Source organism: Streptomyces sp. NPDC026301 (assembly GCF_055567935.1).
This window is the reverse complement of sequence record NZ_JBVHPN010000011.1, coordinates 168,123-189,927: the sequence shown is the minus strand read 5'-3', so window position 1 is coordinate 189,927 and position 21,805 is coordinate 168,123. Positions and strand designations below refer to the sequence as shown.

The window sequence follows — 21,805 nt, the reverse complement described above, 5'->3', positions numbered from 1 at the left end:
CGGTGTCCTCAGCCGCCGAGCTGGCCGGCGCCCTTCTTGATGTCCGCGGCGAAGGCGCTCACCTCGGTGTACACGCCGGGCTTGCCCGGCCGCGCGCAGCCCTCGCCCCAGCTGACGATGCCGACCTGGAGCCACTCGCCGGCGTCGTCCTTGCGGAACATCGGGCCGCCGGAGTCGCCCTGGCAGGTGTCCACGCCGCCGGTGTCCAGCTTGCCGGCGCAGATCTCGTCGCCGGGGGTCAGGTCTGCGCCGTAGGCCTTCTCGCAGGTGGCGTCGTCGACGAACGGCACCTGGGCCTTGAGCAGGTAACGCTGCTGCTGGCCGCCCTCCTTGTCGGCGCCCCACCCGGCTATGGTGAAGTCGCCGTTGTTGAGCTTGTCGTCCTCGGCGATCTTCAGGGTGGGGATGTTCTCGATCGGCTTGGCCAGCTTGATCAGCGCCCAGTCCTTGCCCTTGCCGTCGTAGCCCGGAGCCTGCAGGACCTCGGTGGACTTCACCTTCACGGCGGCGGAGTCCTGGAGGTCCACGACGCCGGCGGTGGCCGTGATCGAGGTGTTCGCGCCGCTGCCGTCCACGCAGTGGGCCGCGGTCAGCACGATGTCCTTGGCGTACAGCGCGCCGCCGCAGCCCATCGACAGCCGTACCATGAACGGGAATTCGCCCTGCTGGGCGCGGGTGCCGCCGACGACATTGGCGTGGTCGCCGCCGTCTCGGGCGGGGGTCGCGGCGCCGGCCGTGCCGGGCTGGAGGCTGAAGGCCGCGAGGGCCACGGCTCCTACGGCGGTCGCTCTCTTGAGGTGCTTCAGGTAGCTCAACGGGCTTCCTTTCGTGGGGGGTTGCACGTCAATGACGGGCCCATGCCAACACCGGAGCCGGTGAACACCGCCGCGAAGGACAAGACCTGGCAAAAACGGCAGCGCACGAAAAGGCGTCCGGACCCAGTGGGGGTGAGCCCGTCAAGCGCCCTGCGATTATGTGGAACGCGCGACAAGTGTGACAAGAGCGCCCACCCACTCAACTCCCTTGCCATCGCGGGCAGTACGCCCCGTACCGCCCGGTCCAGCCCGCCCGTACAGTGGTCGGGTGGCAGTGGGAGGCACCCGTCCCGGCAGCGAGGTCGTGCACGGCTATCCGCATCTGGAGACGGTCCGGGCGGCCGTGACCGCGCTGTACAAACGGATGTCGTACGACACCGTGCGGACCTTCGAGGCCGCCGTGCCGCCCGTCGACGCGGCGTTCGGCGACGAGGAGGACCTGCACCTGGGCGTCGCGCGGGTGGCCCGGGCGATGGTCGCGCACCTGCGGCTGCCGGACGCCCGCATGATCGTCTCGTTCCGCGGGATGCGGCACGCCGCGCACGTCGAACTGACCGCGGGGCCTGAGTACTTCATCGAGCTCAACGACCGCTTCCGCACCCACCGCAAGGACATCGCCGCCGCCCTGGCGCACGAGGTGATGCACATCTACCTGCACCGCCTCGGCCTGTCCTTCCCCGGCACGCACGCCAACGAGATCCTCACCGACACCGCGACCGCCTACCTCGGCGCCGGCTGGCTCCTGCTGGACGCCTACCGCGAGCACGGCGCGTCCTCGCAGAAGCTGGGCTATCTCACCCCCGAGGAGTTCGGCTACGTCCTCGCCAAGCGGGCGCTGTTCTTCGGCGAGGACCCGGCGCCGTGGTTCACCAGCCCGCAGGCGTACGACGCCTACCGCGCGGGGCGGCTGCGGGCGCTGCACGACGCCCGGCAGCCGCCGCTGGCCGCCGCCGGCCGGGCCGACCGCCGGCGGTACACGAGGGACCGGCGCGCCGCCCGCGCGCCGCGCCACTCCCCCGGCCCGCCGCCGGACGCCGGGTACGCCTTCGACGGCCCGGGCCCGCTCCGCGTCTCCTTCCCCTGCCCGGCCTGCCACCAGCGCATCAGGCTCCCGGTGCGCGGCCCGCTCCGGGCCCGCTGCACGCTGTGCCGCACGGAGCTGGAGTGCGACACGTAGGAGCGACGGCGCCGTAAGAGCGACGGCGCGGTGGCTACAGCCAGTCGGTCTCGGGCGTGGCCGCCGCCAGTACGGCCGCCGCGTCCTCGGTGATCGGCTCGCCGTGCGGTACACACACCGTCTCCACCCGCTCCAGCGCGGCCAGCCGCCGGAACGAGGCGATGGCCTGCTCCCGGTCGACGTTGAAGGGGCCGAGCACCGCCCGGCCCTCCCCGGTGCCGATGATGTCCCCGGGGAAGAGCACCCGGGACTCCGGCAGGTGCAAGGCGATGCCGCCGGGGGTGTGGCCGTGCGTGGCGAGCACGTGCACCGGCTCGCCCCAGCCCGCCGGCTCGTCGCCCTCGGCCAGCTCGATGTCGACCGCGACCGGGCGTGGCGGCTCCACTCCGGACTCCGCGAGGTCCGCCATGATCTTCTCGTGCAGGACGCGTTCGGTGGCGGTGGGCACCGGCTCCGGCTCGGGCGCCGCGCCGCGGATGACCGGGGCGTCGGGCGCGCCGGCCAGCACGGTGGCGCCGGTGGCCGCCACCAGGTCGGCGGCCGATCCGGTGTGGTCCAGGTGGGAGTGGGTCAGCACGATCTGCCGTACGTCCTCGGGGCGCCCGCCGAGCCCGGCCAGCGCCTCCAGGACCGCCGGCGCCGAACCCGCTACGCCGGTGTCCACCAGGGCGTACCCGCTCCGCCCCGACGGGCCGCCGGCCGGCAGCCGTACGAGGTACACATGACCCACGGGAAAGGGGACCTGCCATATCGACGGGGTGATCTCTCGGAGTCTCATACGGTGACCCTACGGACGCGGCGCCCCGAAGTGGCCTGCGCAGGACGGGCGTTCACCCAGCGCGTAGCTCGCCCGGCCGGGGGCACGCGGCGGTCGGCCTTCGAGCGCGCTTCACCCTCTAGGCTCGTCGTATGAGCCCTTCCATCGCCACCAACACCACTGTCGAGCTGCCCGGACTGCTGGAGTTCGTCCGCCCCCGGCACCGCGCCATCCTGCTGACCCGCCGGTCCGACGGCACCCCCCAGGGCTCGCCGCTGACCTGCGGCGTGGACGACTCGGGCCGGATCGTCATCTCGACGTACCCCGAGCGCGCCAAGGTGCGCAACGCCCGCCGCGCGCCGTCCGTCAGCGTCATCGTCCTCTCCGACGAGTGGAACGGCCCGTGGGTGCAGATCGACGGCGAGGCCGAGGTCATCGACGCGCCGGACTCGGTCGAGCCGCTCGTGGAGTACTTCCGCAACATCTCCGGCGAGCACCCGGACTGGGACGAGTACCGCGCGGCCATGATCAAGCAGGGCAAGTCCATCATCCGCATCACCCCCCGCCGCTGGGGCCCCATCGCCACCGGCGGCTTCCCGGCCCACCTGGCGGAGGACGAGGGCTGAGGTCAGGGCTGAGCGCGCCTGGCACCGGCACCACGCATGCGCGGCGCCTGCCCTCCGGTCGGGGAAGGGGCAGGCGCCGCGTTTGTTCCGTACGTCGTTGTACGGGACATTCAGGGGTGGTGCGTCACACGGTCAGTGCGCGGTCCGTCGGCTTGATGGGGGCGGGCAGGGAGGACGCGCCGGTCAGGAAGCGGTCCACGCCCTGGGCGGCGGAGCGGCCCTCGGCGATGGCCCACACGATCAGCGACTGGCCGCGGCCCGCGTCGCCGGCGACGAAGACGCCGGGGACGTTGGTGGCGTACTCCGCGTCCCGGGCGATGTTGCCGCGCTGGTCCAGCTCCAGGCCGAACTGCTCGACGAGGCCGTTCTCCTTGTCGGTGCCGGTGAAGCCCATCGCGAGGGTGACCAGCTGAGCCGGGATCTTCCGCTCGGTGCCGGGCTTCTGCTCCAGCTTGCCGTCCTTGAACTCCACCTCGACCAAGTGCAGCCACTGGACGTTGCCGTCCTCGTCGCCCTCGAAGTGGGTGGTGTTGACGGAGTAGAGCCGCTCGCCGCCCTCCTCGTGCGCGGAGGTGACCTTGTAGAGCATCGGGAAGGTCGGCCAGGGCTGGCCCTCGTTCCGCTCCTCGCCCGGCTTGGGCATGATCTCCAGCTGGGTGACCGAGGCCGCGCCCTGGCGGTGGGCCGTGCCGACGCAGTCCGCGCCGGTGTCGCCGCCGCCGATGACCACGACGTGCTTGCCCTCGGCGGTGATGGGGGACGTCGTCAGGTCGCCCTCCTGCACCTTGTTGGCCAGCGGCAGGTACTCCATCGCGAAGTGGATGCCGTTCAGCTCGCGGCCGGGCACCGGCAGGTCGCGGGAGGTGGTCGAGCCCGCGGCGATCACGACGGCGTCGTAGCGACGGCGCAGCTTCGCCGCGTCGATGTCGCGGCCGATCTCCGTCTCGGTGCGGAACTTGGTGCCCTCCGCGCGCATCTGCTCGATGCGGCGGTTGATGTGCCGCTTCTCCATCTTGAACTCGGGGATGCCGTAGCGGAGGAGACCACCGATACGGTCCGCGCGCTCGTAGACGGCGACGGTATGGCCCGCGCGGGTCAGCTGCTGCGCGGCGGCCAGGCCCGCCGGCCCTGAACCGATGACGGCGACGGTCTTGCCGGACAGGCGCTCGGGCGGCTGCGGGGTGACGTCCCCGTTGTCCCACGCCTTGTCGATGATGGAGACCTCGACGTTCTTGATGGTCACCGGCGGCTGGTTGATGCCCAGCACGCAGGCGGCCTCACAAGGGGCGGGGCAGAGGCGACCGGTGAACTCCGGGAAGTTGTTGGTCGCGTGCAGCCGCTCGCTCGCGGCCTCCCAGTCGTTGCGGTAGGCGTAGTCGTTCCACTCGGGGATGAGGTTCCCCAGCGGACAGCCGTTGTGGCAGAACGGGATGCCGCAGTCCATGCAGCGCGACGCCTGCTTGCTGATGATCGGCAGCAGGGAACCGGGCCGGTAGACCTCGTTCCAGTCCTTGACCCGCTCCTCGACGGGACGGGTCTCGGCGACCTCGCGGTCGTGGTTCAGGAAGCCCTTGGGGTCAGCCATTGGTCGCCGCCTCCATCATCTTCTCGTAGGTCGCGGACTCGGAGAGTCCGGCCTGCTCGGCGGCTTCCTTGGCGACGAGCACTGCCTGGTACGTGGGCGGGATGACCTTGCTGAAGCGCGCGGCGGCGGCATCCCAGTCGGCGAGGAGCTTGGCGGCGACGGTGGAGCCGGTCTCCTCCTGGTGGCGGCGCACCACGTCGTGCAGCCACTGCTTGTCGGTCTCGTTCAAGGGGTTGACCGCGGTGGCCAGCTCCTTGTTGACGTTGGCCGGGTCCAGGTCGATGACGTAGGCGAAACCGCCGGACATGCCGGCCGCGAAGTTGCGGCCCGTCTCGCCGAGTACGACCGCGTTGCCGCCGGTCATGTACTCGCAGCCGTGGTCGCCCACGCCCTCGGAGACCACCGTGGCGCCGGAGTTGCGGACGCAGAAGCGCTCGCCGACCCGGCCGCGGAGGTAGAGCTCGCCGCCGGTGGCGCCGTAGGCGAGGGTGTTGCCCGCGATGGTGGAGTACTCCGCGAGGTGGTCGGCGCCGCGGTCCGGGCGGACGATCACGCGGCCGCCGGAGAGGCCCTTGCCGACGTAGTCGTTGGCGTCGCCCTCCAGGCGGAGGGTGACACCCTTCGGCAGGAAGGCGCCGAAGGACTGGCCGGCCGAGCCGGTGAAGGTGATGTCGATGGTGTCGTCGGGCAGGCCCGCGCCACCGAACTTCTTCGTCACCTCGTGGCCCAGCATGGTGCCGACCGTGCGGTTGATGTTGCGGATGGCGACCTGCGCCCGTACGGGCTGGGCCTCCTCCGCGGTGTCCGCGGAGAGCGCGTCGGCGGCCAGCTTGATGAGCTGGTTGTCCAGCGCCTTCTCCAGGCCGTGGTCCTGCACGGTGATCTGGTGGCGGACGGCGCCCTCGGGCAGCTCGGGCACGTGCAGCAGCGGGGCCAGGTCCAGGCCCTGCGCCTTCCAGTGCGTCACCGCCTGGGTGGTGTCCAGCAGCTCGGCGTGGCCGACGGCCTCCTCCAGCGTGCGGAAGCCCAGCTCGGCGAGGAGCTCACGGACCTCCTGGGCGATGAACTGGAAGAAGTTGACGATGTACTCGGCCTTGCCGCTGAACCGCTCGCGCAGCGTCGGGTTCTGCGTGGCGATGCCGACCGGGCAGGTGTCCAGGTGGCAGACGCGCATCATGACGCAGCCGGACACCACCAGCGGGGCGGTCGCGAAGCCGTACTCCTCGGCGCCCAGCAGGGCGGCGATGACCACGTCGCGGCCGGTCTTCAGCTGGCCGTCGGTCTGCACGACGATGCGGTCGCGCAGGCCGTTGAGCAGCAGCGTCTGCTGGGTCTCGGCGAGGCCGAGCTCCCAGGGACCGCCGGCGTGCTTCAGCGAGGTGAGCGGCGAGGCGCCCGTACCGCCGTCGTGGCCGGAGATCAGGACCACGTCCGCGTGTGCCTTGGAGACACCCGCGGCGACCGTGCCGACGCCGACCTCGGAGACCAGCTTCACGTGGATGCGGGCCTGCGGGTTGGCGTTCTTGAGGTCGTGGATCAGCTGAGCCAGGTCCTCGATGGAGTAGATGTCGTGGTGCGGCGGCGGGGAGATCAGGCCCACGCCCGGCGTCGAGTGACGCGTCTTGGCGACCCACGGGTAGACCTTGTGGCCGGGCAGCTGGCCGCCCTCACCGGGCTTGGCGCCCTGGGCCATCTTGATCTGGATGTCGTCGGAGTTGACCAGGTACTCGCTCGTCACACCGAAGCGGCCGGAGGCGACCTGCTTGATGGAGGAGCGGCGCGCCGGGTCGTACAGGCGCTCCGGGTCCTCGCCGCCCTCACCGGTGTTGGACTTGCCGCCCAGCTGGTTCATGGCGATGGCGAGGGTCTCGTGCGCCTCCTGCGAGATGGAGCCGTACGACATGGCGCCGGTGGAGAACCGCTTGACGATCTCGCTGACCGGCTCGACCTCCTCGATCGGGATCGAGGGCCGGTCGGACTTGAAGCCGAACAGGCCGCGCAGCGTCATCAGCCGCTCGGACTGCTCGTTGACCCGCTCGGTGTACTGCTTGAAGATCTCGTACTTGCCCGAGCGCGCGGAGTGCTGCAGGCGGAAGACGGTCTCCGGGTCAAAGAGGTGCGGCTCGCCCTCGCGGCGCCACTGGTACTCGCCGCCGATGTCCAGCGCGCGGTGCGTGGCGGCGATGCCGGAGGCCGGGTACGCCTTGGCGTGCCGGGCGGCGACCTCCTTGGCGATGACGTCCAGGCCCGCGCCGCCGATCTTGGTGGCGGTGCCGTGGAAGTAGGTGTCGACGAACGCCTCGTCCAGGCCGACGGCCTCGAAGACCTGCGCGCCGCGGTAGGAGGCGACGGTGGAGATGCCCATCTTGGACATGACCTTCAGGACGCCCTTGCCGAGCGCCTTGATCAGGTTCTTGATGGCGGCCTCGGCCTCGATGCCGGGCAGGAAGGTGCCGGCGCGGACCAGGTCCTCGACGGTCTCCATGGCCAGGTACGGGTTGACCGCCGCGGCGCCGTAGCCGATCAGCAGCGCGACGTGGTGCACCTCGCGGACGTCACCGGCCTCGACGAGCAGGCCCACCTGGGTGCGCTGCTTCGTACGGATGAGGTGGTGGTGGACGGCGGAGGTGAGCAGCAGCGAGGGGATCGGCGCGTGCTCGGCGTCGGAGTGCCGGTCGGACAGCACGATCAGGCGCGCGCCGTCCTCGATGGCGGCCTCGGCCTCGGCGCAGATCTCCGCGATGCGGGCGGCGAGGGCCTCGCCGCCGCCGTGCACGCGGTACAGGCCGGAGAGGGTGACGGCCGTCATGCCCGGCATGTCGCCGTCGGCGTTGATGTGGATGAGCTTGGCCAGCTCATCGTTGTCGATCACCGGGAAGGGCAGGGTGACGCTGCGGCAGGAGGCCGCGGTGGGCTCCAGGATGTTGCCCTGCGGGCCCAGCGAGGAGATCAGCGAGGTGACCAGCTCCTCGCGGATGGCGTCCAGCGGCGGGTTGGTGACCTGCGCGAACAGCTGGGTGAAGTAGTCGAAGAGCAGCCGGGGACGCTCGGAGAGCGCGGCGATCGGCGAGTCCGTACCCATCGAACCGATAGGCTCGGCACCGGCCTTGGCCATCGGCGCGAGGAGGACGCGCAGCTCCTCCTCGGTGTAGCCGAAGGTCTGCTGGCGGCGGGTGACCGAGGCGTGGGTGTGCACGATGTGCTCGCGCTCGGGGAGGTCCTCGAGCTCGATCTCGCCGGCCTCCAGCCACTCCGCGTACGGGTGCTCGGCGGCGAGGGCGCCCTTGATCTCGTCGTCCTCGATGATGCGGCCCTCGGCGGTGTCCACGAGGAACATCCGGCCGGGCTGCAGGCGGCCCTTGCGGACCACCTTGGCGGGGTCGATGTCCAGGACGCCGACCTCGGAGGAGAGCACGACGAGGCCGTCGTCGGTGACCCAGTAACGCCCGGGCCGCAGGCCGTTGCGGTCCAGGACCGCGCCGACCTGGGTGCCGTCGGTGAAGGTGACGCAGGCCGGGCCGTCCCAGGGCTCCATCATCGTGGAGTGGTACTGGTAGAAGGCGCGCCGGGCCGGGTCCATGGAGGGGCTGTTCTCCCACGCCTCCGGGACCATCATCAGCACGGAGTGGGGCAGCGAGCGGCCGCCGAGGTGGAGCAGCTCCAGTACCTCGTCGAAGGACGCGGAGTCCGAGGCGTCCGGCGTACAGACGGGGAACAGGCGCTCGACGGACTCGGTGGCCTCGCCGAAGAGCTTGCTGGAGAGCTGGGACTCGCGGGCGCGCATCCAGTTGCGGTTGCCCTTGACCGTGTTGATCTCGCCGTTGTGCGCGACGAAGCGGTACGGGTGGGCCAGCGGCCAGCTCGGGAAGGTGTTGGTGGAGAACCGCGAGTGGACCAGCGCGATGGCGGTGGCGAAACGGCGGTCGGACAGGTCCGGGAAGAACGGCTCCAGCTGCCCGGTGGTCAGCATGCCCTTGTACACAATCGTGCGCGCGGACAGCGACGGGAAGTACACGCCGGCCTCGCGCTCGGCACGCTTGCGCAGCGCGAACGCCTTGCGGTCCAGGGCCAGCCCGGTGTTCTCGCCGTCCGAGACGAACAGCTGGGAGAAGGCGGGCATGGTGGCGCGGGCGCCGTTGCCGAGCAGCTGCGGGGCGACGGGCACGACACGCCAGCCGAGGACGTTCAGGCCTTCTTCGGACGCGATCGTCTCGATCTTCGAGACGGCGGCCTGGGCCTCCTCGGCATCCGAGGGGAGGAACGCGATGCCCGCGGCGTACGCGCCCGCCTCCGGGAGCTCGAAGGTGACGTTCTCGCGCAGGAAGGCGTCGGGAATCTGGAGCAGGATGCCCGCACCGTCGCCGGAGTCGGGCTCGGAGCCGGTGGCGCCGCGGTGTTCGAGGTTCCGCAGGACGGTCAGCGCCTGTTCGACCAGTGCGTGGCTCGCCTCGCCGGTGAGGGTCGCGACGAAGCCGACGCCGCAGGCGTCGTGCTCGTTACGCGGGTCGTACATCCCCTGCTGGGCGGGGCGCCCGTCCATGGGCGACCAGGCGGCGCTGGTAGCGCTGCCGGTGGTCGCGGAGTGCGTGGACGCGGAACGCATCGGCTCTCCCAACGTCGTCGTGGCATGTGCAGTGCCGAGGGACGACGTTGGCCCTCCGCGAAATTTTGCGTGCAGGTTACAGGATGACCCCGATCTCGTGAATCGGATAGGGGCTTCCAGCATGCGGACACCGCTCATAGCGGCGAATCAAGAACGCGGCGGGACAGTTCGTCGTCCGACAGCGCGGGTCACCGGTAGGCGACATTGCCTCCGGCGCCAGAGCCTTATGCCCGCTGGTCGAAAACTGAAACCGCGAGGTAACAGTTTAATTATGCGTCTGCACGCATAGGGCGTCACCCTACGGCGGTTCCGAACAGCGTGCCCAGGAGGTACGTCACACCCGCGGCGGCGCCGCCGAGAGCCAACTGGCGCAGTCCGCTGTACCACCAGGACCGTGCCGTCACCCGGGCAACAACCGCACCGCACCCGAAAAGTCCCAGCAGCGCGAGCAGCAGGGCGGGCCACAGCGCGGAGGCGCCCAGCAGGTACGGCAGGACCGGCAGCAGCGCGCCCAGCGCGAAGGAACCGAACGAGGAAGCGGCGGCGACCAGCGGCGAGGGCAGGTCGGACGGGTCAATGCCCAGCTCCTCGCGGGCGTGGATCTCCAGCGCCTGCTCCGGGTCCTTGGAGAGCTGTGCGGCCACCTCGCGGGCGAGCTCCGGCTCCACCCCGCGCGACTCGTAGAGCGCGGCCAGCTCGGCCTGCTCGTCCTTGGGGTGTTTACGCAGCTCATGGCGCTCGATGTCCAGCTCGGCCTGGACCAGCTCGCGCTGCGAGGCGACCGAGGTGTACTCGCCTGCGGCCATCGAGAAGGCACCCGCCGCCAGCCCGGCCAGCCCCGTGATGACGATCGTCTGCTGCGAGACCGAACCGCCGGCCACACCCGTCATCAGGGCGAGGTTCGACACCAGGCCGTCCATGGCGCCGAAGACCGCCGGCCGCAGCCAGCCGCCGTTCACATCACGGTGTGTGTGGTTGTCACGGTGGGCGACATGCGTCGAAGCCGACGCGTCCATGACATCAATGACGGACATAGGGACCTCTCCCTCCCTCGCGAGGTGTGGGCCGATGAGCGGCACTTCCCCCTGCAACACCTCGAAGTTAGGCCCCTCACATCCCTTCGCGCTAGCAAGGAAGGCCGTACTTACCCCACTGACCTGCGGCTTTACCGAACCGCTCGTCGTGAGATCCGGATCACACCAGCCTCCTCCCGACCCTCGGGATACGGCCATCACGACATCACTCCGATGCGGCGTGATCTCCCCCCATTCGCGGCAAACCGGCCCTACCATCCCTCAGACGCGTACGCATCCGGGACCGGTCGGCGGAAGGCACGCACATGAGCACACCGCACGCCCCCTCGCCCGTCCCGGTCACCCCGGGTGACCGCCCCGCCGATCTGCGGGACCGGGGCCGCGGCGCGCTGCTGGGCCTCGCCGTGGGCGACGCGCTCGGCGCCCCCGCGGAGAACATGAAGCCTTCGCAGATCCGCCGCCGCTGGGGCCGCATCGAAGGCTTCGTCGCCGACGACCCGGCCGGCACCGACGACACCGAATACGCCATCTTCTCCGGCCTGCTGCTGGCCGAACACGGCTCGGCGCTCACCGTCGCGCACGTCGAGGCCGCCTGGCACCAGTGGATCGCCGACCTGGACGAAGGTCCCTTCCGCGGCGCCGGGTTCAGCGAACGCGGCACCCTGGAGAACCTCCGCCGGGGCCTCGCCGCACCGATTTCCGCCCAGCACCGTCATGCCTGGAGCGACGGACTGGCCATGCGGGCCGCGCCCTTCGGCGTACACGCGGCGGGCCGGCCCGCCGAGGCCGCCCGGCTGGTCGCGGTGGACGGCACGGTCAGCCACGACGGCGAGGGCATCTACGGCGGCCAGGCCGTCGCCGCCGGGGTCGCGGCCGCGATGGTCGCCCGGACCACCGACGCGGTCATCGCCGCCGCGCTCTCCGTCGTCCCCGAGGACTCCTGGACGGCGCGCTCGCTGCGCCGCGCGGTCGCCGCGGCCCAGCGCTCCCGGCTGGACCCCGGCATCACCCGCCTCGGCACCGAACGCGCCGTGCGGTCCGCCGTCGTCATCGGCGGCTACCCCTGGACCGACCTGGCCCCCGAGGCGGTCGGGCTGGCCTTCGGCGCGTTCGCCGCCGCGGCCGGCGACTTCCCCGACTCGGTCCTCACCGCCGTCAACATGGGCCGCGACGCCGACACCACGGCGGCGGTCGCCGGGGCCCTGGCCGGCGCGCTGGGCGGCTTCGCCGCCGTACCCGAGGACTGGGCAGCGGTCATCGCCCCCGCACGCGGCACCTGCCTCCCGTCCATGGCGGGCTACCACGTCCTCGACATCGCCGACCTCCTCACCCCGGAGCCGACCGCATGACCGCTTCTCCCACAGCTGCGGGCAGTCGTGCCGCTGGGGCGGCACGGGTGGGCGCAGCGGCACCCCCACCGGCGGGCAGCCGACCCACCACCGCCACCCCAGCGCCCCGTGCCCCCGCCCGCGCCGGCGCCAGCGGCACCCGCATTGAGGGCCTCCTCCTGGGCCTAGCCGCAGGCGACGCCGCCGGCTGGCCCGCCGCCCGCCACCGCGCCGCCCGGATGCCCGAGTGGACCCGCCGCCTCACCCGCGAACTGGACACCTTCGCCGAGCAGAACGCCACCACCACGCTCCCCGTGCCCATCGCCCTCAACCAGCCCCCCGAACCGCTCCGCCTCGGCCCCTCCGACGACGCCGAGTGGGCCGCCTTCACCGCCGGCTCCGTGCTCACCGCCGCCGGCGCCTTCCTCTCCGACCTCGGCCGGGACCGCCGGATGCGGGCCGCCCTCGACCTCGCCTGGACCGCGCTGGCCTGCGAGGTCGCGGCCGCCGCCGACCGGGCGCCGGAGGTGGAGTCGGCGGTGCTGCCGCTGCGCGCCCGGATCTCCGTACGCGCCGGGCTCGGCAATCTCGCGGCCGGGCTGCGGCCGCCCGCCACCGGCCACGACAACCCGCACTTCTTCGACGACGCGGCGTGCGTGCGCGCCGCCGTACTGGCCGTGGTCCACCCCGGCGACCCGGCGGCCGCCGCCGGGCTGGCCGAGTTCGACGCCCGGTACACCCAGGACGGCGACGGCGTGCACGGCGCCCGCGCGATGGCCGCAGCGGTCGCCGCCGCGCTCGGCGGTTCCCCCGTCGCCGCCTGTGTGGAGGCCGCGCTCGCGCAGCTCCCCGAGGGCACCGAGATCCGCCGCAACGCGCTGCACGCCGTACGGCTGGCCGAGGCCACCGCCGACGGCCGCCCCGGCGCCGCCTTCGCCCTGGTCCCGACCCTGGAGCACGAGATCGTCGACCACGTCTACAGCTACGGCATCGCCGCGGCCGAGACCGTGCCGGTCGCCCTCGCGCTGGCCCTCGCGGGCGGCGGCCGGACCGCCGAGGCGGTGCCCGCGGCCGCCTGCCTCTCCCGCGTCGCCGACTCGGCGCCCGCCCTGGCCGGTGCGCTGACCGGCGCGCTCGGCGGGGCCGCCGCGCTGCCCGCCGCCTGGCGCGACGCCTGCCGCACGCTCTCCGGCTGCGCGCTCCCCCGGCTGGCCGGCACCGACCTGGTCGAGCTGGCCGACCTGCTCGCCGGCACCGAACTGACCACTCCGCAAACACCCCTGACGACCGGCACCGAACCGACCAGCCCGCAGACCCCCGTGACGACGCAGCCGCCCCTGCCGAAAGGACCGGACCGCCCATGACGCACACCGCGGCACCACCCACCACCACGGCGTCCCCCACCCTCGCCGACCGCACGGCCGGGGCCCTCGCCGGAGCCGCGGTCGGCGACGCGCTCGGCGGTCCCGTCGAGGGCTGGAGCCCGGAGCAGATCCGGGAGCGGCACGGCGGCCCGGTTCGCGGCATCGTCGGCCCGTGGCACGCGGACTGGCGCACCGCCCGCCCGCTCGCGCCGTACCACAAGGGCGACGGCCACGTCACCGACGACACCCTCATGACGCACGCGCTGATCAGGGTGTACGAGCAGGTCCGCGACCACCTCGACGCGTACGCGGTGGCCGATCACCTGGTCCCCGACCTGATGACCCACCCGCGCTGGATCCCCGAGCTGGAGGCCGAGGCGCTGCCCCTGCAGCGCGTCTTCCTCGCCGAGAAGTGGCTCGTCACCCGCCTCCATTACGGGCACGCGGACCCCCGCGAGGCAGGCGTCGGCAACATCGTCAACTGCGGCGCCGCGATGTACATGGCACCGGTCGGCCTGGTCAACGCCGGTGATCCGCGCGGCGCTTACGCAGAGGCGCTGGACGTCGCGGGCGCGCACCAGTCCTCGTACGGGCGGGAGGCGGCCGGTGTCCTCGCCGCGGCGGTGGCCGCGGCCTGCACACCCGGTGCCACGCCCGCCTCCGTGGTCGAGACGGCCCTCGCCCTCGCCAAGGACGGCACCCGCACGGCCATCGAGGCGGTCTGCGAAGTGGCCGTGAAGTACGACGAGTTCGAGCCCGCGCTGCCGCAACTGCGGGGCGCTGTTTCGCCGTTCGACACCGTGGGGCCCGAGTACCGCCGTCCCTCCCTCGGCGCCCGGCGCCCCTCGCGACTGCACACCATCGAGGAACTCCCCGTTGCGCTCGGCCTGTTGCTGATCGGCGACGGCGACTACCGCGAGACGGTGCTCGGCGCGGTCAACTACGGCCGCGACTGCGACTCCATCGCCACCATGAGCGGCGCCCTGGTCGGCGCGCTCGGCCACCCCGTGCCCGCCGAGTGGACCGCGGCCGTCTCCGAGGCCAGCCGGCTGGACCTCCGGGCCCCGGCGGACGCGCTGACCTCCGTGGCCCGCGAGATCCACCACCGCGATCTGCTGCGCCGCCGCGCCCACGAGGCCGCGTTCGCCGCCCTCACGGAGCCCCGATGACGTATCCGCCGGCGCCGCTGCGGGTGACCTGGGTCCAGCCGGAGGACCTGCTCGGCCACGAGCTGCGGCAGGCCGCCGAGGACGGCCGCGACGCCACCGTGATCCGCCGCCGCTGGCACACCGCGGGCGGCGGCGACGCGCCCGAGCGGGCCGGCGCCTCCGCCACGCCCGCCCCGCCGCACCTCCGGGCCCTCGCCACCGCCCTCCTGGACGACCTGGCCGCGCTGCCCTCCCCGCTGGCCGCCGACGAGCCCACCGACCTGGCGGCCGTCCGGGCCGCCGCCCCGCCCCCGCCGCCCGTGGCCACGGCCCCCGGCCTGCTCCCCCGCCTCGAAGCTGCCTGGCTGGGCCGCGCCGCCGGCTGCCTGCTCGGCAAGCCGGTCGAGAAGCTGCCGCTGGCCGGCATCCGGGAGATCGCCCGGTCGACCGCGAACTGGCCGCTGCACACCTGGTTCACCGAGGCCGGGCTGGACCCCGGTACCGCCGCCCGGTACCCGTGGAACCGCCGCAGCCGCGCCACCTCGCTCGCCGAGAACATCGACGGGATGCCCGAGGACGACGACCTGAACCACCCGGTGCTCGGCCTGCTCCTCCTCCAACGCCACGGCCCCGGCTTCACCACCGCCGACCTCGCCCGGCTGTGGCTGGAGGAGCTGCCGGCCGGCCGGACGTTCACCGCCGAGCGCGTCGCGTACCGCAATCTCCTCGACGGCATCGAACCGCCGGACACCGCCCGCTTCCGCAACCCCTTCCGCGAGTGGATCGGCGCCCTGATCAGGGCCGACATCCACGGCTGGACGCATCCGGGCGACCCGGCCGGGGCCGCGGCGGCCGCCTGGCGGGACGCGGTCCTGAGCCATACCGCCAACGGCGTGTACGGGGCGATGTTCGTCGCGGCGGCCCTCGCCCGGGCCGCCGCCGGGGACGCGGACGTGCACGCCTGCCTGCGCACCGGCCTCGCCGTGGTCCCGCCCCGCTCCCGGCTGGCCCGGGCCGTGCGCTGCGGCATCGCGGCGGCCGGGGCGGCGCCCGACCGCACGCCGGCCGGCTTCGAGGCCGTGGTGGACCGGCTGCACGCCGCGTACGGACGGCACCACTGGGTGCACGTCCTGCCCAACGCCGCCCTGCTCGCCGCCGCCCTCACGCACGCCGACGGGGACTTCACCGGGTCGGTCTGCCGCGCCGTCTCCGGCGGCTGGGACACCGACTCCAACGGCGCGACGGCCGGCTCCCTCACCGGCCTCCTGGCCGGCTCCCCGGACGCCCTCCCCGCCCGCTGGACTGCCCCGCTGGCCAACCGGCTGGCCACCGGCATCGGCGGTCTGGACGGCATCGGCTTCGACGCGCTGGCCCGCGAGACGGCGGCCCTCGCCCGCACGGGCCCGCCACCCCACGGAAAACGGGCCGCGGCCCTCGATGAGGACCACGACCCGCTGTGCCCGGCGGACGGCCGGGACTAGGACTTCTTGTTGCCGGTGCGCTCGGCGGGCTCGTCCTTCTCCGCCCGCTCGGCGTCGTCCGCGCGCTTCGCGGGCGCGGCGTCCTCGACCGGACCGTCAGCGCCGTCCGTCGCGCCGTCGTCCGTCGCGCCGTCCTCCGGCTCGTCCGCTCCCGGTTCGACGACCGGCTCCCGGCCCGGCGACCGCTTCGCCGAGATCACCAGGTACACCAGCGCCAGGACCAGCACGATCAGCGCCGTCCACACGTTCAGCCGCAGGCCCAGAATGTGGTGCGCCTCGTCGACCCGCATGTACTCGATCCACGCCCGGCCCGCGCAGTACGCCGCGACATACAGCGCGAACGTCCGGCCGTGCCCCAGCTTGAACCGCCGGTCCGCCCAGATGACCAGGATCGCGACGCCGATGCACCACAGGGACTCGTACAGGAACGTCGGGTGGTACGTGCCGCCCACCCGGCCGATCGCCGGGTCCGAGCTGATCTTCAGCGCCCACGGCACGTCCGTCGGCCTGCCGTACAGCTCCTGGTTGAACCAGTTGCCCCAGCGGCCCATCGCCTGCGCCAGCGCGATGCCCGGCGCGACCGCGTCCGCGTACGCCGGCAGCGGGATGCCCCGGCGCCGGCACCCGATCCAGGCACCCACCGCGCCCAGCGCGATCGCGCCCCAGATACCGAGGCCGCCCTCCCAGACGTAGAACGCCTTGATCGGGTCGCCGCCCTTGCCGAAGTACGGCTCGTACGTCGTGATGACGTGGTAGAGCCTCCCTCCGACCAGGCCGAACGGCACCGCCCACACGGCGATGTCGGCGACCGTCCCGCTCCGGCCACCGCGCTGGATCCAGCGCTTGTTGCCGAGCCAGACGGCGATGAAGACGCCGATGATGATGCAGAATGCGTAGCCGCGCAGCGGGATCGGGCCGAGATGCACGACGCCGGTCGACGGGCTGGGAATGAATGCGAGGTCCATGGCAGCCCTGACGCTATCGCGCCGGGTGGGCCGGGCGGCAACCCGCCCGGCAACGGCTCAGTAACGACCCCCCGGCACCCGCGTATACGCGTCACTTCTTCTTGTTCGCGTCCTGGACCATCTGCTGCAGCTTCTGCGGGGTCATCCGCGCGCTCTGGTCGGCGAAGAGGTTCTTGCCGTTGAGGAAGATGCTCGGGGTGCCCTGGAAGCCGCCGCTCTGGAACGCCTCCTGCGACTTCTGCACGAAGCCGTTGTACGTGCCGTCGTGCACGCAGGAGCGGAAGTCGCGCGTCACCAGGCCGGGCACCTTCCCCGCCAGCTTGATCAGGTAGGTCTTGTCCGCATACCGGTCCTGCTGCTCGGCGGGCTGGTTGGTGTACAGCACGTCGTGGTAGTCGCGGAACTTGCCCGCGTTCTGCGCGCACAGCGCGGCATTGCCCGCGTTCAGCGAGCCCTTGCCGCCCATGTTGCCGTCGATGAGGAGGGCGAGGTGGTAGTTGGTCTTCAGCTGCCCGGAGTCCTGCAGCTCATGGACGGTCTTGCGGAAGCCCGTCTCGAACTGCTTGCAGGCGGGGCAGCGGAAGTCCTCCCACACGTCCAGGGTGGAGGGCGCGTCCTTCTTTCCGACGGACACCATCGGCTTGTCCCCGCCGGTCGCCCCCTTCGGCGCGGCGACCGGGGCGCTCTTGCCGTCGCCCGTGGACGACGCCCAGACCGCGATGCCGGCGGCCACCGCCAGGACGAGCACCACCGCCCCGGCGACCTTCGCCTGCCTGCCGCGCCGGGCGCGGGCCTTTTCCTTCTCGCGCTGTGCCTGCAGCCGCTCGCGGGCGCTGCCATCGGCTCGGGTTTTCTGGCTCACACCGGTGAAAAACGAGGCGGAGGGACGCGACTGCGCCCCTCCGCCCCTGTTTTCGCCCTATCGAGGGACCCGCCCGGCGTGGGCTTTACGCACGCCGGGCATGGGTCTTACGCCCGTACGCCCTTGGCCAGCTCCCCGGCCAGCTCCCGTACGCCCGCGAGCCCGGCCTCCAGGTCGCCCTCGTGCGCCAGCAGCCGCTTCACGAACGCCGACCCGACGATGACCCCGTCCGCGAACTGCGCGACCTCCGCGGCCTGGGTGGCGTTGGAGACGCCGAGGCCGACGCAGACCGGCAGCTCGGTGGTGGCACGGGTACGCGCGACCAGGTCCTGGGCCTCCCGGCCGACCGACTCGCGGGTGCCGGTGACGCCCATCAGCGACGCCGCGTACACGAAGCCGCTGCCGGCCGCCGTGATCTTCGCCAGCCGCGCGTCCTTGCTGCTCGGCGCGACCACGAAGACCGTGGCCAGGCCGTGCTGCTCGGCGGCCTTCCGCCACACCTCGGACTCCTCGACCGGCAGGTCCGGCAGGATGCAGCCGGCGCCGCCCGCGGCGGCCAGGTCGGCGGCGAACCGCTCGACGCCGTACGCGTCGACCGGGTTCCAGTACGTCATGCACAGCACCGGCGCGCCGGTGGCGGCGTGTGCCTCGCCGACCGTGCGGATCACGTCGACGATCTTGACGCCGCCGCGCAGCGCGATGTCGTCGGCGGTCTGGATGACCGGACCGTCCAGCACCGGGTCGCTGTGCGGCAGGCCGACCTCGACGACGTCGCAGCCGCCCTCGATCATCGCGGTGACGGCGCGTACCCCGCCGTCCACGGTCGGGAAGCCGGCCGGGAGGTACCCGACCAGGGCAGCGCGGCCCTCGGCCTTCGCGCCGGCCAGTACAGAGCTGAGCAGTTCGACGTTGCCCGCCATCAGTTCGTCCCCTCCTGGTGCGCGCCGAGCGCGGTGTCCGTGGCGTCGGTGTCGTCCGCCTCGACCGCGTCGTCGGCGGGCGCGTCGTACAGCCCGAAGTACCGTGCGGCCGTGTCCATGTCCTTGTCGCCGCGCCCGGACAGGTTGACCAGGATCAGCCCGTCCTTGCCCAGCTCGCGGCCCACCTCCAGCGCACCGGCGAGCGCGTGCGCGCTCTCGATGGCGGGGATGATGCCCTCGCTCTGCGAGAGCAGCCGCAGCGCCTGCATGGCCGCGTCGTCGGTGACGGCACGGTACTCGGCGCGCCCGACGTCCTTGAGGTAGGAGTGCTCGGGGCCGATGCCCGGGTAGTCCAGCCCCGCGGAGATCGAGTACGGCTCGGTGATCTGGCCGTCCTCGTCCTGGAGGACGTAGGACCGGGAGCCGTGCAGGATGCCCGGCGTGCCCTCAGTGAGGGTGGCCGCGTGCTCGCCGGTCTCCACGCCGTGGCCGCCCGGCTCGCAGCCGATCAGGCGCACGTCCGCGTCGGGCAGGAAGGCGTGGAAGAGGCCGATGGCGTTGGAGCCGCCGCCGACGCAGGCCACGGCGGCGTCGGGCAGCCGCCCGGCGCGCTCCAGGAGCTGCCGGCGCGCCTCCACGCCGATGACGCGGTGGAAGTCGCGGACGAGGGCGGGGAAGGGGTGCGGGCCCGCGACAGTACCGAAGAGGTAGTGCGTGCGGTCCACGTTGGCGACCCAGTCGCGGAACGCCTCGTTGATGGCGTCCTTCAGGGTGCGGCTGCCGGACTTCACGGCGATGACCTCGGCGCCGAGCATCCGCATCCGGGCGACGTTGAGCGCCTGGCGCTGGGTGTCGATCTCGCCCATGTAGATGGTGCATTCGAGGCCGAAGAGGGCGCAGGCGGTCGCGGTGGCGACGCCGTGCTGGCCCGCGCCGGTCTCGGCGATGACGCGGGTCTTGCCCATGCGCTTGGTGAGCAGCGCCTGGCCCAGCACGTTGTTGATCTTGTGCGAGCCGGTGTGGTTCAGGTCCTCGCGCTTGAGGAAGATCCGCGCGCCGCCCGCGTGCTCGGCGAACCGCGGCACCTCGGTGAGGGCGCTGGGCCGGCCGGTGTAGTTGACCATCAGGTCGTTGAGCTCGGCCGCGAAGGCGGGGTCCGCCTTGGCCTTCTCGTACTCCTCGGCGACCTCGTCGACCGCGGCGACCAGCGCCTCGGGGATGAACTTGCCGCCGAAGGCGCCGAAGTAGCCCTCGGCGCTGGGGATCCGGCCCTCGGGGTCCGGAATGAAGAAGTCAGACGACATCCGACGTACTCCTCGGTCGGGGCGCACGCGTGCGCCCCGGAAGTCTCGATCTCGAAATACGGGCATCAAGGTACGTGCCGTACGCCACGGGCCCGGGTGTCACACTCCGCCGGAGCACCCGCAGGGGTGTCCGGTCAGGCGTGGGAGCCCGCGCGCGGCGCGGCCGTGCGGCGCCATCGGCGTCCGTTGATCTGCCCCGGCTCCGAGCCGATGTGGTACCGGACGCGTCGTCCGTGGATGCGGCGCGCGGGTGCGCGGCAGCCGCGCGGCCTGCACCCGCGCCCCAGGGCCGCGTGCGGCAGGCGCGCGGCGCTCACCGCTGCCGGGCTAGGGGGCTGGGTGCGGGCGGCGGTCATGCGGGGTCAGTCCCGTCCGTGCCGGATGGCGGGGTGGGAGCCGGCCGCGACGAGGTCGGCGACGGCCGTCTTCGGGTCCTTGCCGGTGACCAGCGACTCGCCGACGAGGACGGCGTCCGCGCCCTCGTTGGCGTACGCGATGAGGTCGTGCGGCCCGCGGACGCCCGACTCGGCGATCTTGACGATGTGGTCGGGGATCTCGGGGGCCACCCGGCCGAAGTTGCCGCGGTCGACCTTGAGGGTCTTCAGGTCGCGGGTGTTCACACCGATGATCTTCGCCCCGGCGGCCACCGCGCGCTCGACCTCTTCCTCGTCGTGCGCCTCGACCAGCGGGGTCAGCCCGATCGACTCGGCCCGCTCGATGAGCGAGACCAGCGCCTCCTGCTCCAGCGCGGCCACGATCAGCAGCGCCAGGTCGGCGCCGTACGCACGGGCCTCCCACAGCTGGTACGCGCTGACGATGAAGTCCTTGCGCAGGATCGGGATGTCGACCTTGGCCCGGACGGCCTCCAGGTCGGCCAGCGAGCCGCCGAAGCGGCGCTGCTCGGTGAGGACGGAGATGACGGCCGCGCCGCCCGCTTCGTAGTCGGCGGCGAGCCCGGCCGGGTCGGCGATGGCGGCCAGCGCGCCCTTGGACGGGCTGGAGCGCTTGACCTCGCAGATCACCCGCACGCTGTCGCCCTTGAGGGCCGCCACGCCGTCCTTGGCGGGGGCGGCCTTCTGTGCCCGCTCCTTCAGCTCGTCGAGGCTGACGCGCGCCTGCCGCTCGGCGAGGTCGGCGCGGACTCCGTCGATGATCTCGTCGAGCACACTCACGCGAGCGGCCTCCTTCTTGAGCGGTGGAGGATGTCTGGCGCCTTCGGAGGCGCGGTGCGCTCCCAGCAGGCAGTCCGATGGTATCCGGCCAGGGGCGGTAGCCCCGCATCCGCCTGTCGCCGGTCCCACAACATGGACAGGTACCGGCCGCGCGAGCGCTCCCCGGAGGACGCGGAATCGGCGCGGATCATGGGGCGAGGGCCGATCCGGCGGGCAGGTTGCGTACCACTGTGAAGAGCAGCACAGCGGCGCCTACGAGCCACCAGTGAACGGGTTTGGGCCGCGGCCCGGCGGTCGGCAGCCCGCGGCCGGCCCGCACCAGCCAGACCCCCCAGAACACCGCGAACGCGGCGTAGCCGAGCACCGCCAGGGCGTTGGCGCCCAGCGCCGCGCCCAGGTCGCCGTGGACCACCGCGTGGGCGCTGCGGAGGCCGCCGCACGCCGGGCAGTACAGGCCGGTGAACCGCAGCAGCGGGCAGACGGGATAGTGCCCCGCCTCGTTGGGGTCGACGGCGCCCACGTACGCGAAGGCCGCCAGGACCGCCGCCAGGGCGCCCAGCGGGGCCGCGAGGCGGCGCGCCGCGCCGGCGCCTGCGGCCGGTGGCGGGTTCGTCGGGACCACGGGTTCCGTCACGGTTCCGATTGTTCCCCCCTGCGCGCGAAG

The 21,805-nt window shown here is 72.7% G+C and carries 18 protein-coding genes; 6 read left to right on the top strand and 12 right to left on the bottom strand.

The window, feature by feature from the left end; all coding sequences use genetic code 11:
* Positions 1-8 precede the first annotated feature (8 nt).
* Positions 9-815: a S1 family peptidase gene (locus ACZ4MH_RS21100; protein WP_351597136.1), complete on the bottom strand. Its 807-nt coding sequence runs from the start codon at positions 813-815 to the stop codon at positions 9-11.
* A gap of 274 nt (positions 816-1,089) precedes the next feature.
* Here ACZ4MH_RS21100 and ACZ4MH_RS21095 point away from each other — a divergent pair, with 274 nt between their 5' ends.
* Complete coding sequence (locus ACZ4MH_RS21095) at positions 1,090-1,992, top strand: hypothetical protein (protein ID WP_467754639.1); 903 nt, start codon at positions 1,090-1,092, stop codon at positions 1,990-1,992.
* A gap of 34 nt (positions 1,993-2,026) precedes the next feature.
* On the opposite strand, the gene ACZ4MH_RS21090 is transcribed toward ACZ4MH_RS21095, so the two are convergent.
* Complete coding sequence (locus ACZ4MH_RS21090) at positions 2,027-2,770, bottom strand: MBL fold metallo-hydrolase (protein ID WP_351599422.1); 744 nt, start codon at positions 2,768-2,770, stop codon at positions 2,027-2,029.
* A gap of 131 nt (positions 2,771-2,901) precedes the next feature.
* Between ACZ4MH_RS21090 and ACZ4MH_RS21085 the strand changes: the two genes are divergently transcribed.
* Positions 2,902-3,375: a PPOX class F420-dependent oxidoreductase gene (locus ACZ4MH_RS21085; RefSeq protein ID WP_351599421.1), complete on the top strand. Its 474-nt coding sequence runs from the start codon at positions 2,902-2,904 to the stop codon at positions 3,373-3,375.
* 124 nt (positions 3,376-3,499) lie between these two features.
* On the opposite strand, the gene ACZ4MH_RS21080 is transcribed toward ACZ4MH_RS21085, so the two are convergent.
* The 3 genes from ACZ4MH_RS21080 to ACZ4MH_RS21070 all read right to left on the bottom strand — a co-directional run bounded on the left by ACZ4MH_RS21080 (position 3,500) and on the right by ACZ4MH_RS21070 (position 10,597).
* Entirely contained in the window at positions 3,500-4,960 is a 1,461-nt protein-coding gene (locus ACZ4MH_RS21080) for a glutamate synthase subunit beta (protein WP_351599420.1), read from the bottom strand.
* Entirely contained in the window at positions 4,953-9,563 is a 4,611-nt protein-coding gene (gene gltB / locus ACZ4MH_RS21075) for a glutamate synthase large subunit (protein ID WP_351599419.1), read from the bottom strand. The genes ACZ4MH_RS21080 and gltB overlap by 8 nt, the downstream gene beginning before the upstream one ends.
* A gap of 293 nt (positions 9,564-9,856) precedes the next feature.
* Positions 9,857-10,597, bottom strand: a complete 741-nt coding sequence (locus ACZ4MH_RS21070) for a VIT1/CCC1 transporter family protein (RefSeq protein ID WP_467754630.1) — start codon at positions 10,595-10,597, stop codon at positions 9,857-9,859.
* 305 nt (positions 10,598-10,902) lie between these two features.
* Here ACZ4MH_RS21070 and ACZ4MH_RS21065 point away from each other — a divergent pair, with 305 nt between their 5' ends.
* Genes ACZ4MH_RS21065 through ACZ4MH_RS21050 form a run of 4 tightly spaced genes read left to right on the top strand, consistent with a single transcriptional unit; the run spans position 10,903 to position 15,918 of the window.
* Entirely contained in the window at positions 10,903-11,946 is a 1,044-nt protein-coding gene (locus tag ACZ4MH_RS21065; RefSeq protein ID WP_351599418.1) for an ADP-ribosylglycohydrolase family protein, read from the top strand.
* The gene (locus tag ACZ4MH_RS21060) at positions 11,943-13,289 is read left to right on the top strand and encodes an ADP-ribosylglycohydrolase family protein (protein ID WP_351599417.1); all 1,347 of its coding nucleotides are present in this window, start codon (positions 11,943-11,945) and stop codon (positions 13,287-13,289) included. The genes ACZ4MH_RS21065 and ACZ4MH_RS21060 overlap by 4 nt, the downstream gene beginning before the upstream one ends.
* Positions 13,286-14,458 carry an ADP-ribosylglycohydrolase family protein gene (locus ACZ4MH_RS21055; RefSeq protein ID WP_351599416.1) on the top strand — a complete coding sequence of 391 codons (1,173 nt, stop codon included), beginning with the start codon at positions 13,286-13,288 and terminating at the stop codon, positions 14,456-14,458. Before ACZ4MH_RS21060 ends, ACZ4MH_RS21055 begins: the two co-directional genes overlap by 4 nt.
* Complete coding sequence (locus ACZ4MH_RS21050; protein ID WP_351599415.1) at positions 14,455-15,918, top strand: ADP-ribosylglycohydrolase family protein; 1,464 nt, start codon at positions 14,455-14,457, stop codon at positions 15,916-15,918. Before ACZ4MH_RS21055 ends, ACZ4MH_RS21050 begins: the two co-directional genes overlap by 4 nt.
* Here the strand turns inward: ACZ4MH_RS21050 and lgt are convergent.
* The 7 genes from lgt to ACZ4MH_RS21015 form a co-directional block, all read right to left on the bottom strand.
* Positions 15,915-16,883, bottom strand: a complete 969-nt coding sequence (gene lgt / locus ACZ4MH_RS21045; protein WP_351599414.1) for a prolipoprotein diacylglyceryl transferase — start codon at positions 16,881-16,883, stop codon at positions 15,915-15,917. The genes ACZ4MH_RS21050 and lgt overlap by 4 nt on opposite strands.
* Before the next feature lie 91 nt (positions 16,884-16,974).
* Entirely contained in the window at positions 16,975-17,745 is a 771-nt protein-coding gene (locus tag ACZ4MH_RS21040; RefSeq protein ID WP_351599413.1) for a DsbA family protein, read from the bottom strand.
* 107 nt (positions 17,746-17,852) lie between these two features.
* A complete protein-coding gene (gene trpA / locus ACZ4MH_RS21035; RefSeq protein WP_351599412.1) occupies positions 17,853-18,665 on the bottom strand; it encodes a tryptophan synthase subunit alpha in 813 nt (270 codons plus the stop codon).
* A complete protein-coding gene (gene trpB, locus ACZ4MH_RS21030; RefSeq protein WP_351599411.1) occupies positions 18,665-19,969 on the bottom strand; it encodes a tryptophan synthase subunit beta in 1,305 nt (434 codons plus the stop codon). Before trpB ends, trpA begins: the two co-directional genes overlap by 1 nt.
* A 134-nt stretch (positions 19,970-20,103) precedes the next feature.
* The gene (gene trpM / locus ACZ4MH_RS21025) at positions 20,104-20,325 is read right to left on the bottom strand and encodes a tryptophan biosynthesis modulator TrpM (protein ID WP_351599410.1); all 222 of its coding nucleotides are present in this window, start codon (positions 20,323-20,325) and stop codon (positions 20,104-20,106) included.
* Between the two features lie 6 nt (positions 20,326-20,331).
* Positions 20,332-21,141, bottom strand: coding sequence for an indole-3-glycerol phosphate synthase TrpC (gene trpC / locus ACZ4MH_RS21020; protein ID WP_030256369.1), 810 nt, complete (start codon positions 21,139-21,141; stop codon positions 20,332-20,334).
* Between the two features lie 187 nt (positions 21,142-21,328).
* Positions 21,329-21,775: a DUF2752 domain-containing protein gene (locus ACZ4MH_RS21015; protein WP_467754629.1), complete on the bottom strand. Its 447-nt coding sequence runs from the start codon at positions 21,773-21,775 to the stop codon at positions 21,329-21,331.
* Positions 21,776-21,805: the final 30 nt, after the last annotated feature.

Excerpts from the sequence above, each read along its gene's own strand:
- gltB (WP_351599419.1), bottom strand. The coding sequence starts at position 9,563 with ATGCGTTCCGCGTCCACGCACTCCGCGACCACCGGCAGCGCTACCAGC.
- ACZ4MH_RS21090 (WP_351599422.1), bottom strand. The coding sequence starts at position 2,770 with ATGAGACTCCGAGAGATCACCCCGTCGATATGGCAGGTCCCCTTTCCC.
- ACZ4MH_RS21060 (WP_351599417.1), top strand. The coding sequence starts at position 11,943 with ATGACCGCTTCTCCCACAGCTGCGGGCAGTCGTGCCGCTGGGGCGGCA.
- trpB (WP_351599411.1), bottom strand. The coding sequence starts at position 19,969 with ATGTCGTCTGACTTCTTCATTCCGGACCCCGAGGGCCGGATCCCCAGC.
- lgt (WP_351599414.1), bottom strand. The coding sequence starts at position 16,883 with ATGGACCTCGCATTCATTCCCAGCCCGTCGACCGGCGTCGTGCATCTC.
- ACZ4MH_RS21080 (WP_351599420.1), bottom strand. The coding sequence starts at position 4,960 with ATGGCTGACCCCAAGGGCTTCCTGAACCACGACCGCGAGGTCGCCGAG.
- ACZ4MH_RS21050 (WP_351599415.1), top strand. The coding sequence starts at position 14,455 with ATGACGTATCCGCCGGCGCCGCTGCGGGTGACCTGGGTCCAGCCGGAG.
- ACZ4MH_RS21065 (WP_351599418.1), top strand. The coding sequence starts at position 10,903 with ATGAGCACACCGCACGCCCCCTCGCCCGTCCCGGTCACCCCGGGTGAC.
- ACZ4MH_RS21070 (WP_467754630.1), bottom strand. The coding sequence starts at position 10,597 with ATGTCCGTCATTGATGTCATGGACGCGTCGGCTTCGACGCATGTCGCC.
- ACZ4MH_RS21055 (WP_351599416.1), top strand. The coding sequence starts at position 13,286 with ATGACGCACACCGCGGCACCACCCACCACCACGGCGTCCCCCACCCTC.
- ACZ4MH_RS21085 (WP_351599421.1), top strand. The coding sequence starts at position 2,902 with ATGAGCCCTTCCATCGCCACCAACACCACTGTCGAGCTGCCCGGACTG.
- trpA (WP_351599412.1), bottom strand. The coding sequence starts at position 18,665 with ATGGCGGGCAACGTCGAACTGCTCAGCTCTGTACTGGCCGGCGCGAAG.
- trpM (WP_351599410.1), bottom strand. The coding sequence starts at position 20,325 with ATGACCGCCGCCCGCACCCAGCCCCCTAGCCCGGCAGCGGTGAGCGCC.